A 20,246-nucleotide genomic window follows, 5' to 3' on the forward strand; every position below is an offset into this window, starting at 1 on the left:
CACTGTCACCGTGCGTGACTACACTGGGGCAGTGAGTGAGGTCGTAGTCCTGATCGCTACGGGGGGAAAGGTCGGCCATGTCGAAGAAGGTCGGTTCGTGGCAGGCGGTCGGTGCGCTCGTGGCGCACTTCCGGAAGCAGGCCCGCCTGACGCAGGAGCGGTTCGCGGAGACGGCGAACATCCACGTCGACACGGTGGGGTCCATCGAGCAGGGCCGACTGGCACTCCAGCCGGACCGGGCGGAACAGTTCGACGAACTCCTCGACACGAAGGGTGCGTTGGCGCTGCTGGTGGCGCGAATGCCGGTGCGGGACAAGGTGGTGCAGTTCGCGCAGGGGTATGTGGATCACGAGCAGGAAGCGCTGAGCATCCTGTCCTACCAGAGCCTGATGGTCCACGGACTGCTCCAGACCAGGGAGTACTGCCGCGCCGCTTTTGACGCACGCTATCCCGCACTCGGCAGCGAGACGGCAGACCAGTGGGTGAACGCCCGCATGGAGCGGCAGTTGGTCCTGGAGCGACAGCAGCCCCCTGTGTGCCACTTCGTCATGGAGGAGAGCATCCTCAAGCGCCAGGTCGGAGGCGCGGAAGTGATGCGGGACCAGTGCCGCCGCATCCTGGAATACACGGAGCCAGTCCACATGAGCTTTCAGATCATGCCTATGGACCGGATGCCCCACGCCGGCCTCGCCGGTCCCATGACGCTGCTGAAGACCCTTGAGCACATTGACCTCGTCTACCTGGAAGTACAGCGCGCCAGCTTCCTTGTTGACGACCCCGACGAAGTCAATGACTATCAACTGAGGTATGGAATGCTGCGGTCACAGGCGCTCTCACCTGATGAGAGCGTGCGCCTCGTGGAGGGATTGCTAGGAGACTCATGAGCACCGCACTCCAGTGGTTCAAATCCAGCTACAGCAGCAACGAGGGCGGCGAATGCTTCGAAGTCGCCCACGACTGGCGCAAGTCCAGCTACAGCAGCGACGCGGGCGGCAACTGCGTCGAGGTCGCCAGTCGCCCCGTCGCAATCCACATCCGGGACTCCAAGCGTGACCCGGCCACCGGGCCCATAGTCACCGTCTCCCCCGCCTCCTGGACCGCGTTCCTGGGCTCCGGTGTCGTCGGTCGTTCCTGAGCGGAGCGTCGACGCCGAGAGCGTCAGGGAGGAGATCCTCGACGAGGGTGCGGGCGGACGCCCCTACCTGCTGCGCGGCGCCCTCGTCACGGGGGAACTCCGGCTCGACGGGGCCGGGATACGGCGGGCCGTGCGGTTCGAGGGCTGCCGGTTCGACGGCCCGGTCACCCTCGAAGGCGCGAGCACGCTCGCGTTCGCGCTGGTCGAGTGCGTGCTGCCGGGGCTGCGGGCCTCGACCGCGCACGTCGGCGGCCGGCTCGACCTGCGGCGCTCCACCATCGGCGAGGCCGACGGCGTCGAGAACGCCGTCGACCTGGTGCACGCGGACATCGCCGGCGGGCTGCGGCTCGACGGGGCACGGCTCATCGCTCCGGACCGGGTGGCGCTGGAGGCCGGCGGGCTCCTGATACGGGGCGGGGTGTTCTGCGAGGACGGGTTCGTCGCGGAGGGCGAAGTCGGTTTTCGCGGTGCGGAGTTGCCGGGCGGGCTGTGGATGCGCGGGGCGCGGATCACGGTCGGGGACGCGGAGCGGTTCGCGTTCCAGGGGGACGGGCTCTCGGCGTCGACGGTACGGCTGTCGGAGGGGTTCCGGACGGACGGCAGGGTGCGGCTGCGCGGGGCGCGGATCACGGATCTGCTGACGTTCCACGACGCCGAACTCCTCAGCACCGGCTCGTCGTTGATGTGCGTGGGGATGCGCACCGAGGCCCTCGACCTGCGGTTCGCGCGTAGCCCCGCGGGGCTCGTGAACCTGCGCAACGCGCACGCGACCCGCATCCAGGACCATCCGTCGACCTGGCCCGGGTCGCTGGGGCTCGACGGGCTGACCTACGACTGGCTCGGCAGGATCACCGACCTGCGCGGTGCGGACGTCCCGCACCGGCTCGACTGGCTCAGCCGCATGCCGGTCTACGCACCGCAGCCGTACGAGCAGCTCGCCTCGTACTACCGGCGGTCGGGGCACGAGGACGAGGCGCGGCGGGTGCTGCTGGTGCGGGAGCGGCGCCGGCGGGCGACGCTGGGGCCGGCGGGGCGGGTGTGGGGCTGGCTGCTGGACGGCGCGGTCGGGTACGGCTACCGGCCGTGGCTCGCCGGGCTCTGGCTGGCCCTGCTCACCCTGGTCAGCTCGCTCGTCTTCCACCTGCACACGCCGGTGCCGAACAAGGCGGGCGAGGGGGCGCCCTTCAACCCGGTCGTGTACACCCTGGACCTGCTGGTCCCGGTCGGCGGTCTCGGGATGCGCGGCGACTGGCACTGGGCCCAGGGCTGGGTGCAGTCGCTCGCGTACGGGCTGATCGGCGTCGGGTGGATCCTGACGACGGCCGCGGTGGCGGGCCTCACGCGGACGCTGACCAGGAACTGACGGTCAGCGGTCGCGCCCGCCACCGGGCCGGCGGACGTCACTCGGCCGGCTCGACCCCCGCGCGGAGCAGACCGTAGGTGTACGCGTCCTCCAGGGCCTGCCAGGAGGCGGCGATGACGTTCTCGGCGACGCCGACCGTGGACCACTCGCCGGTGCCGTCGGAGGTGGAGATCAGTACCCGGGTGGTGGACTCGGAGCCCTGCTTGCCCTCCAGGATGCGGACCTTGTAGTCGACCAGGCCCAGCTTGGCGAGCTGGGGGTAGATCTTCTCCAGGCCGACGCGCAGGGCGCGGTCGAGGGCGTTGACCGGGCCGTTGCCCTCCGCGGTGGCGACGATCCGCTCGCTCTTGGCCCAGAGCTTGACCGTGGCCTCGTTGGCGTGGGTGCCGTCGGGGCGGTCCTCGACGATGGCCCGCCAGGACTCGACGCGGAAGTACTTCAGCGGCTTCCCGGCGAGTTCCTCGCGCAGCAGGAGCTCGAAGGAGGCGTCCGCGGCCTCGTAGGTGTAGCCCTGGAGCTCGCGCTCCTTCACGCGCTCGACGACGCGGCCCACCAGCTCGCGGTCGCCGCCGAGGTCGACGCCCAGTTCCTTGCCCTTGAGCTCGACCGAGGCACGGCCCGCCATGTCGGAGACCAGCATGCGCATGGTGTTGCCGACGAGCGCGGGATCGGTGTGCTGGTAGAGGTCGGGGTCGACCTTGATCGCGGAGGCGTGCAGGCCGGCCTTGTGGGCGAAGGCGGAGACGCCGACGTAGGGCTGGTGGGTGGAGGGGGTGAGGTTGACGACCTCGGCGATGGCGTGCGAGATGCGGGTCATCTCCCGCAGGAGGCCGTCCGGCAGCACCTTCTTGCCGTACTTCAGCTCCAGGGCGGCGACCACCGGGAAGAGGTTGGCGTTGCCGACCCGCTCGCCGTAGCCGTTGGCCGTGCACTGGACGTGGGTGGCGCCGGCGTCGACGGCGGCCAGGGTGTTCGCGACCGCGCAGCCGGTGTCGTCCTGGGCGTGGATGCCGAGCCGGGCGCCGGTGTCGGCGAGGACCGTGGAGACGACCGCGTTGACCTGGGCCGGGAGCATGCCGCCGTTGGTGTCGCAGAGGATGACGACGTCGGCGCCGGCCTCGGCGGCGGCGCGGACGACGGCCTTGGCGTACTCGGGGTCGGCGCGGTAGCCGTCGAAGAAGTGCTCGCAGTCGACGAAGACGCGGCGGCCCTGGCCCTTGAGGAAGGAGACGGTGTCGCGGACCATCTCCAGGTTCTCGTCGAGGGTGGTGCGCAGCGCCAGCTCCACGTGCCGGTCGTGGGACTTGGCGACCAGGGTGATCACCCCGGCGCCCGAGTCGAGCAGGGCCTTGACCTGCGGGTCCTCCGCCGCCTTGGCGCCCGCCCGGCGGGTGGCGCCGAAGGCGACCAGCTGGGCGTGCTTGAAGTCGATCTCCTGCTGGGCGCGGGCGAAGAACTCGGTGTCCCGGGGGTTCGCGCCCGGCCAGCCGCCCTCGATGAAGCCCACGCCGAAGTCGTCCAGGTGCCGGGCGATGGCCAGCTTGTCCGCGACGGTGAGGTTGATGCCCTCGCGCTGCGCGCCGTCGCGCAGCGTGGTGTCGAAGACGTGGAACGAGTCGTCCAGCTCGTTGGTTTCCGTCACGGTCATGGTCTCAAGGCTCCTGATGTCGAATCTCGGTCGTACCGGAATGACCGGCTCCACCGTGCCTCCATAGTCCCTCGCGCCCGTTCCCCGGCTGAAGGTGGGCCGGAAAACGAAAAAACCCCTCGCGGGTGCGAGAGGTCTGCGCGCGGGTCGAGGACGACGATGGCCACCCGTACCTGGTCGTACGTGGTGGTCACTGCGGACCGGCGCGCCTGCTGCCAATAATGATGGCGAACGAGAGCACGGGGGCAGTCTGGCACAGCTGTGCCCCCGGTTCACCCACTGTCTCAGGATGCGGTCACGCGTCCGCGAGGAGATCGGCCGCCAGGAACTCGTCCACGTGCCGGAGCACCTGGGTCCGGTCGGCGCCGCGCAGGCCGATCGCCACATGGATGGAGAAGCCGTCGAGCAGGGCGCGCAGGCGGGCGGCGAAGCGGTCCGGGTCGACGGCCCGGAACTCGCCCCGCGAGATGCCCTCGGCGACCAGTGCCACCAGGTCCCGGTGCCAGGCGCCCTCGATGGCGGCCTGCCGGTCGCGGGCCGGGTCGCCGGCGTTCTGCGAGCGGTTCCAGACCTCCAGCCAGAGCGTCCAGTGCGGGTCGCGGTGGCCGTCGGGGACGTAGAGGTCGACATAGGCGTCGAGGCGCTCGCGGGCGGTGCCGGGGCGGGTGAGCAGCAGGCCGCGTTCGCCGCCCAGCCGGCCCTCGCTCCACTCCAGGGTCCGCAGCAGCAGTTCGTCCTTGGAGTGGAAGTAGTAGAGGAGATGGCCGCTGCTCATGCCCACCTCCCGGCCGAGGGCGGCCATGGTGAGCTTCTCCAGCCCCCGTTCGGCGATCATCGTCATGGCGGCGGCGAGCACGTCCTCGCGGGGCGGGGCGTTCCTGCGCGCACCGGCCATCGTCGGCTCCTAGATCCTCGGCTGCTGTTGGGTGACGCAGTGGATACCGCCACCACCCGCGAAGATCGTACGGGCGTCCACGAGCGTCACCGCACGCTCGGGGAAGAGACGGCGGAAGATCCCGGCGGCGGTCTCGTCGCGCGGGTCGCCGAAGCCGCACAGCACGACCCCGCCGTTGCAGAGGTAGTGGTTGATGTAGGAGTAGTCGGCCCAGTGGCCGTCGGCCTCCAGGACGGTCGGGGCCGGGACCTCGACGACCTCCAGCGCCCGGCCGCGCGCGTCGGTCTGGGACCGCAGCAGGCCGATGACCTCCCGGGTCACCTCGTGGTCGGGGTGCGCCGGGTCGGGCTGGTGGTGGGCGACGACCACGCCGGGGCGGGCGAAGGCGGCGACGATGTCGACGTGGCCGAGGGTGCCGAAGCCGTGCGGGGGGTAGTCGCCGGTGAGGCCGCGGGGCAGCCAGATCGCCTTGCGGGTGCCGAGCATCCCGTGGATCTCCGCCTCGACCTCCTCGCGGGTCCAGTCCGGGTTGCGCTCGGGGCCGAGCTGGACCGTCTCGGTCAGCAGGACGGTTCCCTCGCCGTCGACGTGGATCGCGCCGCCCTCGTTGACCAGCTTCGAGGCGTACGTCCGGGCGCCCGCGAGGTCGGCGACCTCGGCGGCGATCTTCGCGTCGTGCTCCCAGCGGGCCCAGTGCTGGGCGCCCCAGCCGTTGAACGTCCAGTCCACGGCGGCCAGTTCACGTCCGTCGGTCAGGAAGGTGGGGCCGATGTCCCGCATCCAGGCGTCGTCGAGGTCGCGCTCGACGGTGTCGACGCCGGGGCCGAGCAGCGTCTCGGCGGCCGCCGACTGGCCGGGGCCGCAGACGACCGTCACCGGTTCGAAGCGCAGGATCGCGCGGGCGACACCGGCCCAGGCCAGGCGGGAGGCGCGCAGGTCGTCCGGGTCGTCGAAGGTGGGGTTCGGGCCCGGCCAGGCCATCCAGGTGCGCTGGTGCGGGGTCCATTCGGCGGGCATCCAGAAGCCGTCGGAGGCAGCGGACATGGTGATCCTCACAGGGTGTGACGCTTACAGGAAGTACAGGCGGTTGAGGGAGACGGAGTCGGCGGGTTCCGAGCGGAGCGGCTCGCCGTCGAGGGTGACCAGTCCGGTGCGCTGGTCGACGTCGACCGCTCCGGTGCGGGAGTTGAGGCGCAGGTCGGCGGGGCCGATACCGCGGGTGCCGCGGACGGCGACCCGGCGGCGCCGGGTGGGCATGGTGTCGTTCCCCTGGTCGAGGGCGGCCCGGGCGACGAAGGCCACCGAGATGTCGGCGGGGGTCGCGCCGTGGGCGCCGAACTGCGGTCCCAGGACGAGGGGTTCGCAGGTGTCGGTGGCCGCGTTCGGGTCGCCGGTCACGCCGTACGCGGGGAAGCCGGACTTGAGGACGAGCTGCGGTTTGGCCCCGAAGTACTCCGGGCTCCACAGCACGATGTCCGCGAGCTTGCCGACCTCGATCGAGCCGACCTCGTGCGCGAGGCCGTGCGCGATGGCGGGGTTGATGGTCAGCTTGGCCATGTAGCGCAGGACGCGCGCGTTGTCGTCGCCGCCGTCCGGGGCGCCGAGTTCGGCCTTCATCTTGCCGGCCATGGCGAAGGTGCGGCGGACGGTCTCCCCGGCCCGGCCCATGCCCTGCGCGTCGGACGAGGTGATGCCGATCGCGCCCAGGTCGTGCAGCACGTCCTCGGCGCCCATCGTGCCGGCGCGGATGCGGTCGCGGGCCATGGCGGCGTCGCCGGGCAGGTCGGTCTTGAGGTCGTGGACGGAGACGATCATCCCGTAGTGCTCGGCGACCGCGTCCCGGCCGAAGGGCAGGGTGGGGTTGGTGGAGGAGCCGATGACGTTCGGGACGCCGGCCATCTTCAGCACGTTGGGCACGTGTCCGCCGCCGCAGCCCTCGATGTGGAAGGCGTGGATGGTGCGGCCCTCCAGGACGCGGAGGGTGTCCTCGACCGAGAGGCACTCGTTCAGTCCGTCGCTGTGCAGGGCGACCTGGACGTCGTGCTCCTCGGCGACCCGCAGCGCGGTGTCCAGGGCGCGGGTGTGGGCGCCCATGTCCTCGTGCACCTTGAAACCGGAGGCGCCCCCTTCGGCGAGGGCCTCGACCAGCGGGGCCTCGTGCGAGGACGAACCCCGGCCCAGGAAGCCGATGTTGACCGGCCAGGCGTCGAAGGCGCCGAACGCGTGCCTCAGCGCCCAGGGCGAGTTGACGCCGACGCCCCACACCGGCCCGAACTCCTGGCCGATGATCGTGGTCACGCCGGAGGCCAGCGAGGCCTCCATGATGCGCGGCGACAGCAGGTGGACGTGGGTGTCGACGGCCCCGGCGGTGGCGATCAGCCCCTCGCCGGAGACGATCGAGGTGCCGGTGCCGACCACGACGTCCACCCCGTCGAGGGTGTCGGGGTTGCCGGCCCGCCCGATCGCGCAGATCCGTCCCTCGCGGATGCCGATGGAGACCTTCCGGATGCCGAGCACGGCGTCGATCACGACCACGTTGCTGACGACGACGTCGCAGGTCTCCCGCACGGCGGCGGCCTTCAGGTGCAGTCCGTCCCGGGCGGTCTTGCCGAAGCCGGCCAGGAACTCGTCGCCGTAGCGCTGGGAGTCCTCCTCGACGCGGACGACGAGCCCGGAGTCGCCGAGGCGGACGCGGTCGCCGGCGCGGGGGCCGTGGGTGGCCGCGTACTCGTGGGGGGTGAGGCGGCGGGCCTCGGCGGGGTGGCCTCCGGGGCGGCTCATCGGCCGGCCTCCTCGTCGTGGACGCCCAGGTAGCCGCAGGCGGCCGCCCGGCGCAGGGCCTCCTCGCGGGCGCCGGGCGCGTCCAGCGGCCCGTCGACGAGACCGGCGAAGCCGATGGCGACCCGGCCGCCGCCGATGGGCACCAGGCCGACCTCCAGCGAGTCCCCCGGTCCGAACCGCACGGAGGACCCGGCGGGCACGGCGAGCCGCAGGCCGTAGGCCGCGGCTCGGTCGAAGTCGAGACGCGGGTTGGCCTCGAAGAAGTGGAAGTGGGAGGTGACGGAGACGGGGACGGAGGCCGTGTTGGTGACGGTCAGCCGGACCACCGCCGCCGGATCGGCGTGCTCGGGCCCGGGGAGCAGCGCGCCGGGGCCCTCGGTGCCGAGGGAGCCGCCCCCGATGGGGTCGGTGACGACCGCGAGCCGTGACCCGTCGTCGAAGACGGCCTCCACGTGCACCTCCGTGACGATGTCGGCGACGCCGGGCAGGACGTCGGCCGGGCCGAGGACGGAGCGGGCCGCCTCGACGGCCTCGGCGAGCCGCCTGCCGTCCCGGGCGGCCTCGCAGACGGTGTCCGCGATCAGGGCGGTGGCCTCCGGCACGTTGAGCCTGAGGCCCCGCGCGCGGCGGGCACGGGCCAGCTCGGCGGCTCCGAAGAGCAGCAGCCGGTCGCGTTCGGTGGGGGTCAGCCGCATCTCGTTCCCTTCACTTAGAACACCACTCTAATCAAAGCAATCCTCCAGGGAAAGGCTTGACGGCCATGGCGTCATGACTCACATTGAATGCCGTTCTAAGTGCAGCGCGATGCGAGGGAGCCCGGCCATGCCGATAGAACAGCGCGGAGTCGACACCGTCCCGGACGAGGAACGCACCAGCGGGCCGAAGGACCTGGTCTCGATCCTGCTCGGCTCCAACCTCTGCCTCGGCGTGGTCATCTTCGGCTGGCTGCCGCCGTCCTTCGGGCTCGACTGGTGGTCGTCGGTGAGCGCGATCGTGGCCGGCACGCTGGTCGGCACGGTGTTCACGGCCCCGCTGGCGCTGGTCTCCCTGCGCACCGCGACCAACCTCTCCACCTCCTCCGGCGCGCAGTTCGGGGTGCGCGGGCGGCTGGTCGGCTCGGTGGTGGGCCTGCTGCTGGCCCTCGGCTACACCGCGCTGACCGTGTGGATCGGCGGCGACGTGATGGTGAGCGTGCTGGGGCGGCTGTCCGGCATGGCGGCGGACGGGCCGGCGTACGCCGTCGTCTACACGGTGCTCGCGGCGGCGACGGTGGCGGGCGCGGTCTACGGCTACCGGGTGCTGCTGGCGATGTCCAAGGTGCTCGCCGTCGGCATGACGTCCCTCCTCGTCCTCGGCGTCCTCGCCTACGCGCCCCACTTCACCACCTCCGCCCTCCCGGACGCGGGCGGCTACCTGCTGGGCGGCTACCGGCCGACGTGGTGTCTGGCGGCGGTGGCGGCGGGCCTGTCCGGGCCGGTCGCCTTCATCACCCTCCTCGGCGACTACACCCGCTACATCTCCCCCGCCCGCCACACCTCCCGCCGGGTCCTGCACGCGACCTGGCTGGGCCTGGTCCTGGGCCTGCTGGTGCCCCAGCTGTTCGGCACGTTCACCGCCTACGCGGCACGGGCCGCGACGGACTACGCGGGCCCGCTGGTGGCCGCCTCCCCCTCCTGGTACCTGGTGCCGCTGCTGCTCTCCGCCTCGGCCGGCTCGGTCGGCAACGCGGGCCTGATGCTCTACTCCATGGGCCTCGACCTGGACGCGATCCTGCCCCGCGCCTCCCGGGCGCGGGCCACGTACACGGTCGCCGTGGTGGCCACGGCCTGCGTCTTCGCGGGCCACTACGCCTGGAACGCCCAGTCCGCGATGACGTCCTTCGTGCTGCTGCTGACGGCCGTCGGCACCCCGTGGGCGGTCATCACCCTCATCGGCTTCGCCCGCTGCCGGGGCGTGTACGACGCGGACGCGCTCCAGGTCTTCAACCGCCGCTCCCGGGGCGGGATCTACTGGTACCGGGCGGGCTGGAACGTGCCCGCGACGGCGTCCTGGACGGCCGGCGCCGGCGTCGGCCTGCTGGCGGTGTCCCTGCCGTCGTACGAGGGACCGCTGCTGTCCCTGACGGGCGGGGTGGACTGCAGCTTCCTGCTCTCGGGCGTCACCGGCGGCCTGGTCTACCTCGCGCTCACGGCGGGCCGGCCGCCGGTGCCCGTCACCCCGGCTCCAGTCCCGGCAGGAACCGGCTCGCCCCGAACGCGGGCTTGAGGTCGGTGAACCAGGTCGCGCCCTCGTCGTACGCGGCGAAGAACGGGCGGCCGACCAGCTCCGGGTCGCGGGCCTGGATCAGGTGCAGGGCGCCGCTCGCGGTGGCGGATCCGACGCCCCGGAAGAGGCGCTCGGCGAACTGCGGGCCGAACAGGTTACGCGTTCTCCCTCCCCCGTGGATCGGGGAGATACCCGCACGGGGGAGGTGATACGCGTCGGGCGGGGGCGGGGTGATCAGCCGAGCCGGTGCATCCAGCCGTGCTTGTCCTCCGCCGTGCCGCGCTGGATGTTCAGCAGGGCCTCGCGGAGCCGGAGGGTGACCTCGCCGGGCTCGCCGTCCGACTGCCGCCACTCGGCGCCCGTGCGCTTGACCGTGCCGACCGGGGTGATGACGGCGGCGGTGCCGCAGGCGAAGACCTCGGTGAGGGTGCCGTTCGCCGAGTCGCGCTGCCACTGGTCGATGGAGACGCGGGCCTCCTCGGACTCGTAGCCGAGGTCGCGGGCGACGGTCAGGAGGCTGTCGCGGGTGACGCCCTCCAGGATGGAGCCGGAGAGGGTCGGGGTGACGATCCGGTCCCCGTACACGAAGTACAGGTTCATGCCGCCGAGTTCCTCGACCCACTTGTGCTCGACCGCGTCGAGGTAGCAGACCTGGTCGCAGCCCTGGGCGGCGGCCTCGGCCTGGGCGAGCAGGGAGGCCGCGTAGTTGCCGCCGGTCTTGGCGTCGCCCATGCCGCCGGGGACGGCGCGGACGCGGTCGTCGGAGGCCCAGATGGAGACGGGCTTGACGCCGCCGGGGAAGTAGGCGCCCGCCGGGGAGGCGATGACCAGGAAGAGGTACTCGTTGGCCGGCTTGACGCCCAGGCCGACCTCGGTGGCGATCATGAAGGGGCGCAGGTAGAGGGACTCCTCGCCGCCGTGCGCCGGGACCCAGTCCTGGTCCTGGCGGACCAGCACGTCACAGGCCTCGATGAAGGTCTCCACCGGCAGCTCGGGCATGGCGAGCCGGCGGGCCGAGCGCTGGAAGCGCTTGGCGTTCTGGTCGGGGCGGAAGGTGGCGACCGTGCCGTCGGGGCGGCGGTAGGCCTTGAGCCCCTCGAAGATCTCCTGGGCGTAGTGCAGGACGTTGGTGGCCGGATCGAGCGGGATCGGCGCGTACGGAACGAGCTGGCCGTCGTGCCAGCCGCGGCCCTCGGTCCACTTGATCATGACCATGTGGTCGGTGAAGTGGCGGCCGAACCCGGGGTTGGCCAGGATCGCCTCGCGCTCGGCGGCGGCGAGCGGGTGCGCGGACGGCTTGAGCTCGATCGTGGGCGTCGTCATGAGTGGTAGTCCTTCACCGGTTGTAGTAGTGGCCGCGCTCACACCCTTGTCTCGTCTCGTAGGACGTCCGAGCATTCCCTCACACCGCGGCTCCGCGTTCGATTATCGCGCGGGGCCGGGACGGACGGAATCGGGGTGGGAGCGGACCGGGGTAGATGGTGACACCCGGCGGCAGGCATGGGGAAGCCGCCGGGCGCTGGTGCGACCCGGCGGCTTCGAAGTCGTGCTTCGAGTGGCTCGGGTCAGCCGGCTACTCGGACGGCCAGCGCGTCGCCGATCTCCGAGGTGGAGCGGGCGGGCTTGCCCTGGCGCTCGGTGAGGTCGGCGGTGACGGCCTCCTCGACGCGGGCGGCCTCGGCGTCGTAGCCGAGGTGGCGCAGCAGCAGGGCGACGGACAGGACCGTGGCGGTGGGGTCGGCCTTGCCCTGGCCGGCGATGTCGGGCGCGGAACCGTGGACCGGCTCGAACATCGAGGGGAACTCGCGGGAGGGGTTGATGTTGCCGCTCGCCGCGACGCCGATGCCGCCGGAGACGGCCGCGGCGAGGTCGGTGATGATGTCGCCGAAGAGGTTGTCGGTGACGATGACGTCGAACCGGGCCGGGTCGGTGACCAGGTAGATGGTGGCGGCGTCGACGTGGATGTAGTCCGTCGTGACCTCGGGGAACTCCGCGGCCACCTGGTTGAAGATGTTCGTCCACAGGTGCCCGGCGAAGGTCAGCACGTTGTTCTTGTGGACCAGCGTGAGCTTCTTGCGGGGGCGGGCCTGGGCGCGGGCGAAGGCGTCCCGGACGACGCGCTCGACACCGAAGGCCGTGTTGACGGAGACCTCGGTGGCGACCTCGTGCTCGGTGCCCTTGCGGATGGTGCCGCCGTTGCCCGTGTAGGGGCCCTCGGTGCCCTCGCGGACCACGACGAAGTCGATCTCCGGCTCGCCGGCCAGCGGGGTGGCGACACCGGGGAGGAGCTTCGACGGACGCAGGTTGACGTGGTGGTCGAAGGCGAAGCGGAGCTTGAGCAGGAAGCCGCGCTCCAGGACGCCGGAGGGGACGCTCGGGTCGCCGATCGCGCCCAGCAGGATGACGTCGTGCTGCTTCAGCGCGTCGAGGTCGGCGTCGGTGAGGGTCTCACCGGTGGCGTGGTAACGCTTGGCGCCGAAGTCGTACTCCTTGGTCTCCAGCTTCACATCCTGCGGGAGGACGGCGGAGAGGACCTTGAGGCCTTCGGCCACGACTTCCTGCCCGATGCCGTCACCGGGGATCACTGCGAGATCGATGCTGCGAGACATGCCCGGCACCCTACTCCTCGTCCCATGGGATGACATGCACCGTCCGCCATACGGACATGGCGGGGTGTTCGTTCGACCGGCGTTCACCCGTACGCGGGGACGTCGTTGGTCCGCGCTGGGCAGTTTCCCGGGTATGGACATCCCCGACTTCGGTATTCCGCCCCGCCTCGCCGCCCGGATGAGCATGGCCGAGCAGTACGAGTACCTGCGCACCCGGCCGGTGGGCCGCCGGACGCTGGTGACGGCGGGCGCGCTGGCGGGCGGCGGGCTGCTGGGCGGCTGCTCGGGCGGGGCGGCCCCGGCGGCGGCTCCGGCGGCGGCCACCTCGGCGGTCCGCGGCTCGGCGGTCACGCCCTTCGGCCGCCATCTCGCCTTCGGCGCCGACCCGCGCACGCAGATGCGGATCTCCTGGCAGGTGCCGTTCGCGGTACGGAGGCCGTTCGTGCGGATCGGGACACGGCCGGACGCGCTGGGCACCCGGGTCGCCGCCGAGATCCGGCACCTGCACACGCCGGGCGTGCAGGGCGTGCGCCCGGTGGTCGAGCAGTACTACGTGCACGCGGCCCTGGACCGCCTGACCCCCGGCACCACGTACTACTACGGCGTCGGCCACGAGGGCTGGGACCCGGCCGGCCCGCGCCACCGCGCCTCCGTCGCCTCCTTCCGCACCGCGCCCGCGACGCCCGGGCGGTTCGTGTTCACGGCCTTCGGGGACCAGGGCGTCAGCCAGGCCGGGAAGGCCAGTGACAGCGCGCTGCTGAAGCAGGACCCGGCCTTCCATCTGCACGCGGGCGACATCTGCTACGCGGACGGCAACGGCACGGGCAGGACCAGCGACGGCTACGACGCCCGGGAGTGGGACCGCTTCCTGCGGCAGAACGAGGCGGTGGCCCGCTCGGTCCCGTGGATGGTGACGACCGGCAACCACGACATGGAGGCCTGGTACTCCCCCGACGGCTACGGCGGCCAGTACGCCCGCTTCGCCCTCCCGGACAACGGCTTCGACCCGCACGGGGCGCCGGGCGTGTACGCGTTCACCTACGGCAACGTGGGCTTCGTGGCGCTGGACGCGAACGACGTGTCGTACGAGATCCCCGCCAACCTCGGCTACAGCGGCGGGCGTCAGACGAAGTGGCTGGAGCGGAAGCTGAAGGAGCTGCGGGCGGCGCGGGACGTGGAGTTCGTGGTCGTCTTCTTCCACCACTGCGCGTACTCGACGTCCTCGCACGCCTCCGACGGGGGCGTCAGGGCGGCCTGGCTGCCGCTGTTCGCCAGGTACCAGGTGGACCTGGTGGTCAACGGGCACAATCACGTCTACGAGCGCACCGACGCGGTCAAGGGCGGCGAGGTCGGCCGCGCGGTGCCGGTCGGCGGCTCGACCGACCCGACCCGGGACGGGATCGTCCACGTCACGGCGGGCGGCGGCGGACGGAACCTCTACGCGTTCCCGTCCGGGGTCAGGGACAGCTACGAGGGGCATGTCACCCGGCACGGCGCGGTGGACAGCTTCCACTGGGCCGAGGGACAGCACAGCGTGGCGGAGACGGTGGAGTGGTCACGGGTGCGCTACACCGGCTTCTCCTTCCTCAGGGTCGAGGCGGAGGCCGGTACGGCTCCGAGGCTGAAGGTGTCGGCGCTGGCCCAGAACGGCACGCGGATCGACCACTTCGAGGTACGGCGCGGGGCGTGAGCCCCCGGAGTACGGCGCGGCTGTCCCGGCCGCGCCGTACTCCGTGCGGGTGCGGCTCCCGGTCGGGGGGGCCGTCGCTCAGTGGCCGGTCTCGCCGCCGTTGTCACGGCGGTCGAGGGCGCGCTGGAGAGCGGCGGCCGCGTTCTTGCGCTCGGAGTCGCTCGTGCGGGACACGTGGCGGACTCGGCGGCGGACGGTCGTCTCGGCCATGGGAATCGACTCCTTAGACGTACGCGGAGTACGCGAGGGGGGATACGAGACGCCGGAAGGGGCGGGGAGCGGTGCCGCAGGGGTTGCCTGCACGGGGCCCGGCTCACGACCGCCATTCGCTTGGTCGAGCGAGACGTTCGGCTTCTACAAAAATAAGGGAGCGGCCCGCTCCTGTCTGCACAATTACTCGGACTTCCTACTATCTGAGACGGCGGGCCGGCACCGAGGCGGCGGAACGGGCATGGGAACGGGCCGGGAAGCCTGCTCGTGGGTCAGGCTTCCCGGCCCGTGCTCGGGCGGGCTGAGGGTCAGCCCATGTGCGGGTACGTGTAGTCGGTCGGCGGGACCAGCGTCTCCTTGATGGCCCGGGTCAGGGTCCAGCGCAGCAGGTTCTGCGGGGCGCCGGCCTTGTCGTTGGTGCCGGAGGCACGGCCGCCGCCGAAGGGCTGCTGGCCGACGACGGCGCCGGTCGACTTGTCGTTGATGTAGAAGTTGCCGGCCGCGTAGCGCAGCTTCTCCATCGTGTACGCCGCCGCCGCGCGGTCGTTGGAGACGACCGAGCCGGTGAGCGCGTAGTCGGAGACCGACTCCATCTGCGTCAGCATCTCGTCGTACCGGTCGTCCTCGTAGACGTGCACGGCGAGGAACGGGCCGAAGTACTCGGTGCGGAAGACCTCGTTCTCCGGGTCGGAGCACTCCACGACGGTCGGGCGCACGAAGTAGCCGACGGAGTCGTCGCAGGTGCCGCCCGCGACGATCGCGCACGCCGGGTCCTGCTTGGCGCGCTCGATGGCGTCCCGGTTCTTGGCGAACGCGCGGTCGTCGATGACGGCGCCGATGAAGTTCGACAGGTCGGTGACGTCACCCATGGTCAGGTAGTCGACCTCGGCCGCGAACTCCTCCTTGAAGCCGGAGTTCCAGATGGAGGCCGGGATGTAGGCGCGGGAGGTCGCGCTGCACTTCTGGCCCTGGTACTCGAAGGCGCCGCGGGTGAGGGCGGTCTTGAGGACCGCGCGGTCGGCCGAGGGGTGGGCGACCAGGAAGTCCTTGCCGCCGGTCTCGCCGACCAGACGCGGGTAGGTGCGGTAGTTCTCGATGTTGTTGCCGACCGTCTTCCACAGGTACTGGAAGGTCTTGGTGGAACCGGTGAAGTGGATGCCGGCGAGGTCCCGGTGGACCAGCGCGACCTTCGACACCTCGATGCCGTCGCCGGTGACGAGGTTGATGACGCCCTTGGGCAGACCGGCCTCCTCCAGCAGCTGCATCAGCAGCACGGCGGCGTGGGTCTGGGTCGGGGACGGCTTCCAGACGACGACGTTGCCCATGAGGGCGGGCGCGGTCGGCAGGTTGCCCGCGATCGCGCTGAAGTTGAAGGGCGTGATCGCGTAGACGAAGCCCTCCAGCGGGCGGTGGTCCATGCGGTTCCACACGCCCGGGGAGTTGGCCGGGGGCTGCTCGGCCAGGATCTGGCGGGCGTAGTGGACGTTGAAGCGCCAGAAGTCGATCAGCTCGCAGGGCGAGTCGATCTCGGCCTGCTGGGCGGTCTTGGACTGACCGAGCATGGTGGAGGCGGCGATGGTCTCGCGCCAGGGGCCGGAGAGCAGCTCGGCGGCGCGCAGGATGATCGCCGCGCGGTCGTCGAAGGACATCGCGCGCCAGGCGGGCGCGGCGGCGAGGGCCGCGTCGACGGCGTCCTGGGCGTCCTGGGCGGTGGCGTGGCGGCCGGTGCCGATGACGGCCTTGTGGTGGTGCGGCTGCACGACCTGGAACGGCTCGCCGCCGCCGAGCCGACGCTCGCCGCCGATGGTCATCGGCAGCTCGATCGGGTTCTCGGCCAGCTCCTTGAGCCTGGCCTCCAGCCGGGCCCGCTCGGGCGAGCCGGGGGCGTAGCCGTGCACCGGCTCGTTGACGGGGGTGGGGACCTGGGTCACAGCGTCCATGGGATCCGTAACTCCTTGTACGTGAGCGGGTGGTGAAGCGTGCTGGGGCTCAGCCCTTGCTGATCATCGAGCGGAGGAAGAAGCGCAGGTTCGCCGGCTTCTCCGCGAGCCGCCGCATGAAGTAGCCGTACCAGTCGGTGCCGTAGGCGGTGTAGACGCGCATGCGGTGGCCCTCGGCGGCGAGCCGCAGGTGCTCGTCGCCGCGGATGCCGTACAGCATCTGGAACTCGTACTCGTCGGGCTTGCGGCCCGCGCGCCGGGCGAGCTCCTGGGCGATGGAGATGAGGCGCGGGTCGTGGGAGCCGACCATCGGGTACCCCTCGCCCTCCATCAGCGTGCGCAGGATCCGCACGTACGCCTTGTCGATCTCGCCCTTCTGCTGGTACGCGACCTCGGCGGGCTCCTTGTAGGCGCCCTTGACCAGGCGGACGCGGCTGCCGGCCTCGGCGAGGCGGCGGGCGTCGGCCTCGGTGCGGAAGAGGTAGGCCTGGATGACGCAACCGGTCTGCGGGAAGTCGCGGCGCAGTTCCTCGTGGATGGCGAACATCGAGTCGAGGGTGGTGTGGTCCTCGGCGTCGAGGGTGACGGTCGTGCCGATGGCGGCCGCCGCCTCGACCACGGGCCGTACGTTCGCCAGGGCGAGCTCGTGGCCGCCCTGGAATGCGGGGGCGGGCCCGGAGGGCCCTTCGAGCAGGGTGGTGGTGGGCGACGGGAGGGCCTGGCCGAACATCGAGAGCTTGACCGACATCTCGACGCGCTCGCCGAGGCCGAGGTCCTTCAGCCGCGCGACGAGGGCGAGGTAGGCGTCCCGGGCGGCGGTGGCCTGCTCGGGGGTGGTGATGTCCTCGCCGACGACGTCCATCGTCAGCTCCAGACCGCGGTCGGTGAGCCGCTCGATGATCGGGACGATGTCGTCGACCGTCTCTCCGGGGATGAACCGGTCGACGACCTGCTTCGTCACCGGAGCCGCCGAGATCAGTCGGCGCATCCGGTCGCTGCGCGACGCGGCGAGAATCACGGGACCCAGCACGGGGCACCTCCACAACACATGCCAGAACAGCCGCGATCCGACGGAGTGGATACGGCACGGGGAACCACCGTGAAAGTTAAGGATCCCTCCGATCGTGGGCCATCGACAGCTGTCACGCATCCGTGCCACAGATCTCAGACAGATGTATGAAGGCCCCGGGGAACTGCGGGAGAATGCCCGGGTGACGTCGGAATTCAAGGGTGACTACCAGGAGCTGGTCGACGAGATCTCGGAGCTGCTGGGCGTCCCGGCGACCCTGGAGAACCGCGACTTCGAGCTGATCGCCTTCGGTGCCTACGACAGCGAGGGCGACCTCGACCCGTCGGCGCTGGACCCGGTCCGCACCCGCTCGATCCTGACCCGGCGCTCCACGGCGGCGGTCCGCACCTGGTTCGAGGGCTTCGGCATCACCCGGGCGACCGGACCGGTCCGCATCCCGCCGACCCCGGAGGCCGGGGTGTACCGGGGCAGGATCTGCCTGCCGGTACGCCATCGGGGTGTCGTGCTCGGGTACGTGTGGCTGCTGGACGACGATCCGGGCCCGACGGACGCCCAGCTGACCGCGGCCATGGGGGTGGCCGGGCGGCTCGGGGCGCTGCTCGCGGACGAGGCGCGGGCGGGGGCCGGGCTGGGCCGGGAGCTGCGGGCGGTGCTGGTCGCGGAGAGCGGCTGGCAGCGGGACATGGCGGTGGCCGAGCTGCGGACCGCCCTGGGCGCCCGCGCCGACGGCCCGCACACGCTGCTCTGTGTGGCCCCCTGGCCGTCCGCCGACCCGGACGACGCCCCGTCGCCGCGCACGGTCCCGCACGCGACCGCGCTGTGCACGCTGCCGTGGGGGGAGACCGGTCTGGGGCTCGCCGTGCTGGTCAGGCTGCGCAGCACCGATGTGGCCACCCCCGCCCTGACCGCCGCCGGACGGCTGCTCAAGGAGGCGCGGGACGCGCGGTCCCCGGCGCTGCGCGGCGCCGGGGCACGGACCGCGGCCGCCGTCGCCGCGGGGTTCGCGGCCACGGCCGGTACGGTCGCGGCCGGCGTGGGCGGGGCCCGCACCGGGCTCGCCGAGCTGGCCACGGTCTGGCGGGAGGCGGTGGGCGCGACCCGGGCGGCGCTGGCGGAGCCCCGCTTCGGGCCGGTCGCGCAGTGGGGCGGCATCGGGCCGTACCGGCTGCTCACCGCGCTGCCGCCGGAGTCGGCGCCCGACCCGGCCGTCGCCCCGCTGCTCACCCCGGCCCACCGGGAGCTGGCCCGCACCGCCGAGGCGTACCTCGACTGCGCCGGCCAGGCGGGCCGCACGGCGGCGGCGCTCGGCATCCACCGGCAGACGCTGTACTACCGGCTGTCCCGCGTCGAACAGCTCACCGGCCTCGACCTGGACGACGGCGAGGACCGTCTGCTCCTGCACATGGCGCTCAAGGAGTCCCGGCTCCGGTAGCGCTCCGCCGGGAGAGCCCCCGGCCGGTGACGCCGACGGGGCCGCGGGCTACGTGTAGCCGCCGCGGCGCGGCAGGCCGTGCTCGTCGCGCAGCATCTCCTCCGTGGTGACCGGCACCCGCCGCTGCTCGTGCAGGGCGGTGGAGGCCGCGTCGCCGGTGACGGTCGCCGCCTCCTCGTCGCCGATGTTCCGGATGTTGATGCCGTGCATGTTGTGCTGCGCGTGGATCAGCTCGTGCCCGTAGACCAGGAAGGCGGGCGAGACGGACTCGCCCTCCTGCGCGCCCTCGCTGTCCCGCAGGTTGTGCGGCACGGCGACGATGCTGGTGCTGCCCCTGCCGGGGGCGTCGGGGGCGGACGCGAGTCCTTCGGGCGTGTCGACGGCCGCCTCCGCGCCGACCACGCTGTTGCCGCCCATGAACTCGATCTGCTCGGGGTGGAAGGGCACCACGCCCACCATGGCCGCGCCGGCGCCCGCGACCCCGGCGGTGAGACCGCCGACCAGGTTGCGGCCGTGCTGCCGGGAGAGCAGCCGGGCGTGGTGGGACAGCATCTGGTCCTCGAAGCCCTGCACCGGCGCGGGCGTGCGGTCCTCGCCGAACGGCCGCGGGGTCGACGAGGTCCTGATGCCCTGCCCGCCGACCACCCGCGACCAGGTGTTCGACAGCTGGGCCAGGCCCTCGGTGTCCTCGGGACCGATGTCGGCGCCGACGGGACGCAGGCCGAACCGGCGCAGGATGCCCACGTACTGGATGTGCCGCTGCTGGATCTCGTCGAGCAGCTCCTTCAGCGCGGTGGTGCGCGCGTTGGTCGCCCGGCCGGCCGGACCGTCGGCGCGGAACTGCCCGTAGACCATGTGCTCGGCGGTGTCCAGGGACGAGCCGAGGTCGTCGCAGTGCTTCTGCTGGCTCTCCCTGCCCCGCATCCGGAACCCGAACCCCTGGGCCGTGGTGATCAGGGACCGGGCGGTGCCCAGCATCTCCTCCACCGCGTCGACGATGGGCTGGATCTCCGGGTCGGCCGTCCTGGTCCGCTGCACCGTCGCGACGGGGTCCCGCTGCCGCTGGACCGTCCGGGTCACCGCTTCGTTGCCGGCGGTCCGCTGGAGGTCCCGGACGCCCGCAGGGCTCAGGTCCCGCACGGGCGGCCGGACGGTCGCCGTTCCGGACCGCTGCCGCCCGGCCGCGGTCTCCTCGACCGCGCCGGGCCGTTGCTGCGCGCGCACGCCACATCTCCTTCATGTCCGCCA

17 protein-coding genes are annotated in these 20,246 nt (G+C 72.0%); 6 read left to right on the top strand and 11 right to left on the bottom strand.

The window, feature by feature from the left end; genetic code table 11:
- Nucleotides 1-77: 77 nt before the first annotated feature.
- Genes ACZ619_RS22315 through ACZ619_RS22325 form a run of 3 tightly spaced genes read left to right on the top strand, consistent with a single transcriptional unit; the run spans nucleotide 78 to nucleotide 2,498 of the window.
- Complete coding sequence (locus ACZ619_RS22315; RefSeq protein WP_469601514.1) at nucleotides 78-884, top strand: helix-turn-helix domain-containing protein; 807 nt, start codon at nucleotides 78-80, stop codon at nucleotides 882-884.
- Entirely contained in the window at nucleotides 881-1,135 is a 255-nt protein-coding gene (locus tag ACZ619_RS22320; protein ID WP_469601517.1) for a DUF397 domain-containing protein, read from the top strand. The genes ACZ619_RS22315 and ACZ619_RS22320 overlap by 4 nt, the downstream gene beginning before the upstream one ends.
- Entirely contained in the window at nucleotides 1,116-2,498 is a 1,383-nt protein-coding gene (locus tag ACZ619_RS22325) for an oxidoreductase (protein WP_469601520.1), read from the top strand. The genes ACZ619_RS22320 and ACZ619_RS22325 overlap by 20 nt, the downstream gene beginning before the upstream one ends.
- A 37-nt stretch (nucleotides 2,499-2,535) precedes the next feature.
- On the opposite strand, the gene cimA is transcribed toward ACZ619_RS22325, so the two are convergent.
- The 5 genes from cimA to ureA form a co-directional block, all read right to left on the bottom strand.
- Nucleotides 2,536-4,140: a citramalate synthase gene (gene cimA / locus ACZ619_RS22330; protein ID WP_469601752.1), complete on the bottom strand. Its 1,605-nt coding sequence runs from the start codon at nucleotides 4,138-4,140 to the stop codon at nucleotides 2,536-2,538.
- Nucleotides 4,141-4,441: 301 nt separating this feature from the next.
- On the bottom strand, nucleotides 4,442-5,041 hold the full coding sequence (locus ACZ619_RS22335) for a TetR/AcrR family transcriptional regulator (RefSeq protein ID WP_469601522.1): 600 nt from the start codon (nucleotides 5,039-5,041) through the stop codon (nucleotides 4,442-4,444).
- A gap of 9 nt (nucleotides 5,042-5,050) precedes the next feature.
- On the bottom strand, nucleotides 5,051-6,085 hold the full coding sequence (locus ACZ619_RS22340) for an agmatine deiminase family protein (protein ID WP_469601525.1): 1,035 nt from the start codon (nucleotides 6,083-6,085) through the stop codon (nucleotides 5,051-5,053).
- 24 nt (nucleotides 6,086-6,109) lie between these two features.
- Nucleotides 6,110-7,822, bottom strand: coding sequence for an urease subunit alpha (locus ACZ619_RS22345; protein WP_469601528.1), 1,713 nt, complete (start codon nucleotides 7,820-7,822; stop codon nucleotides 6,110-6,112).
- Nucleotides 7,819-8,517, bottom strand: coding sequence for an urease subunit gamma (gene ureA, locus ACZ619_RS22350; RefSeq protein WP_469601530.1), 699 nt, complete (start codon nucleotides 8,515-8,517; stop codon nucleotides 7,819-7,821). Before ureA ends, ACZ619_RS22345 begins: the two co-directional genes overlap by 4 nt.
- Nucleotides 8,518-8,644: 127 nt before the next feature.
- On the opposite strand from ureA, the gene ACZ619_RS22355 reads away from it, so the two are divergent.
- Nucleotides 8,645-10,087 carry a cytosine permease gene (locus ACZ619_RS22355; protein WP_469601532.1) on the top strand — a complete coding sequence of 481 codons (1,443 nt, stop codon included), beginning with the start codon at nucleotides 8,645-8,647 and terminating at the stop codon, nucleotides 10,085-10,087.
- A 234-nt stretch (nucleotides 10,088-10,321) separates the two neighbouring features.
- Here the strand turns inward: ACZ619_RS22355 and ACZ619_RS22360 are convergent, their stop codons facing one another.
- Both ACZ619_RS22360 and ACZ619_RS22365 read right to left on the bottom strand, forming a co-directional pair.
- Nucleotides 10,322-11,410 carry a branched-chain amino acid aminotransferase gene (locus ACZ619_RS22360; RefSeq protein ID WP_469601534.1) on the bottom strand — a complete coding sequence of 363 codons (1,089 nt, stop codon included), beginning with the start codon at nucleotides 11,408-11,410 and terminating at the stop codon, nucleotides 10,322-10,324.
- A 242-nt stretch (nucleotides 11,411-11,652) separates the two neighbouring features.
- Nucleotides 11,653-12,696, bottom strand: coding sequence for a 3-isopropylmalate dehydrogenase (locus ACZ619_RS22365; protein ID WP_469601535.1), 1,044 nt, complete (start codon nucleotides 12,694-12,696; stop codon nucleotides 11,653-11,655).
- 133 nt (nucleotides 12,697-12,829) lie between these two features.
- On the opposite strand from ACZ619_RS22365, the gene ACZ619_RS22370 reads away from it, so the two are divergent.
- The gene (locus tag ACZ619_RS22370) at nucleotides 12,830-14,386 is read left to right on the top strand and encodes a purple acid phosphatase family protein (RefSeq protein WP_469601537.1); all 1,557 of its coding nucleotides are present in this window, start codon (nucleotides 12,830-12,832) and stop codon (nucleotides 14,384-14,386) included.
- A 78-nt stretch (nucleotides 14,387-14,464) separates the two neighbouring features.
- On the opposite strand, the gene ACZ619_RS22375 is transcribed toward ACZ619_RS22370, so the two are convergent.
- From ACZ619_RS22375 to ACZ619_RS22385, 3 genes are all read right to left on the bottom strand, one after another.
- Nucleotides 14,465-14,596 (bottom strand): hypothetical protein, encoded by a 132-nt coding sequence (locus ACZ619_RS22375; protein ID WP_132889751.1) that lies wholly within the window; start codon nucleotides 14,594-14,596, stop codon nucleotides 14,465-14,467.
- Between the two features lie 308 nt (nucleotides 14,597-14,904).
- Entirely contained in the window at nucleotides 14,905-16,536 is a 1,632-nt protein-coding gene (pruA, locus tag ACZ619_RS22380; protein ID WP_469601539.1) for an L-glutamate gamma-semialdehyde dehydrogenase, read from the bottom strand.
- 49 nt (nucleotides 16,537-16,585) lie between these two features.
- The gene (locus ACZ619_RS22385; RefSeq protein ID WP_469601542.1) at nucleotides 16,586-17,566 is read right to left on the bottom strand and encodes a proline dehydrogenase family protein; all 981 of its coding nucleotides are present in this window, start codon (nucleotides 17,564-17,566) and stop codon (nucleotides 16,586-16,588) included.
- A 142-nt stretch (nucleotides 17,567-17,708) separates the two neighbouring features.
- On the opposite strand from ACZ619_RS22385, the gene ACZ619_RS22390 reads away from it, so the two are divergent.
- Entirely contained in the window at nucleotides 17,709-18,998 is a 1,290-nt protein-coding gene (locus tag ACZ619_RS22390; protein WP_469601545.1) for a PucR family transcriptional regulator, read from the top strand.
- Nucleotides 18,999-19,046: 48 nt separating this feature from the next.
- On the opposite strand, the gene ACZ619_RS22395 is transcribed toward ACZ619_RS22390, so the two are convergent.
- Nucleotides 19,047-20,222 carry a type III secretion system effector protein gene (locus ACZ619_RS22395; protein ID WP_469601547.1) on the bottom strand — a complete coding sequence of 392 codons (1,176 nt, stop codon included), beginning with the start codon at nucleotides 20,220-20,222 and terminating at the stop codon, nucleotides 19,047-19,049.
- Nucleotides 20,223-20,246 lie beyond the last annotated feature (24 nt).

The organism is Streptomyces sp. NPDC104367 (genome assembly GCF_055583825.1).

Excerpts from the sequence above, each read along its gene's own strand:
- ACZ619_RS22315 (WP_469601514.1), top strand. The coding sequence starts at position 78 with ATGTCGAAGAAGGTCGGTTCGTGGCAGGCGGTCGGTGCGCTCGTGGCG.
- ACZ619_RS22370 (WP_469601537.1), top strand. The coding sequence starts at position 12,830 with ATGGACATCCCCGACTTCGGTATTCCGCCCCGCCTCGCCGCCCGGATG.
- ACZ619_RS22390 (WP_469601545.1), top strand. The coding sequence starts at position 17,709 with ATGTATGAAGGCCCCGGGGAACTGCGGGAGAATGCCCGGGTGACGTCG.
- ACZ619_RS22335 (WP_469601522.1), bottom strand. The coding sequence starts at position 5,041 with ATGGCCGGTGCGCGCAGGAACGCCCCGCCCCGCGAGGACGTGCTCGCC.
- ACZ619_RS22320 (WP_469601517.1), top strand. The coding sequence starts at position 881 with ATGAGCACCGCACTCCAGTGGTTCAAATCCAGCTACAGCAGCAACGAG.
- ACZ619_RS22355 (WP_469601532.1), top strand. The coding sequence starts at position 8,645 with ATGCCGATAGAACAGCGCGGAGTCGACACCGTCCCGGACGAGGAACGC.
- pruA (WP_469601539.1), bottom strand. The coding sequence starts at position 16,536 with ATGGACGCTGTGACCCAGGTCCCCACCCCCGTCAACGAGCCGGTGCAC.
- ACZ619_RS22340 (WP_469601525.1), bottom strand. The coding sequence starts at position 6,085 with ATGTCCGCTGCCTCCGACGGCTTCTGGATGCCCGCCGAATGGACCCCG.
- ureA (WP_469601530.1), bottom strand. The coding sequence starts at position 8,517 with ATGCGGCTGACCCCCACCGAACGCGACCGGCTGCTGCTCTTCGGAGCC.
- ACZ619_RS22345 (WP_469601528.1), bottom strand. The coding sequence starts at position 7,822 with ATGAGCCGCCCCGGAGGCCACCCCGCCGAGGCCCGCCGCCTCACCCCC.
- ACZ619_RS22360 (WP_469601534.1), bottom strand. The coding sequence starts at position 11,410 with ATGACGACGCCCACGATCGAGCTCAAGCCGTCCGCGCACCCGCTCGCC.
- ACZ619_RS22365 (WP_469601535.1), bottom strand. The coding sequence starts at position 12,696 with ATGTCTCGCAGCATCGATCTCGCAGTGATCCCCGGTGACGGCATCGGG.
- ACZ619_RS22375 (WP_132889751.1), bottom strand. The coding sequence starts at position 14,596 with ATGGCCGAGACGACCGTCCGCCGCCGAGTCCGCCACGTGTCCCGCACG.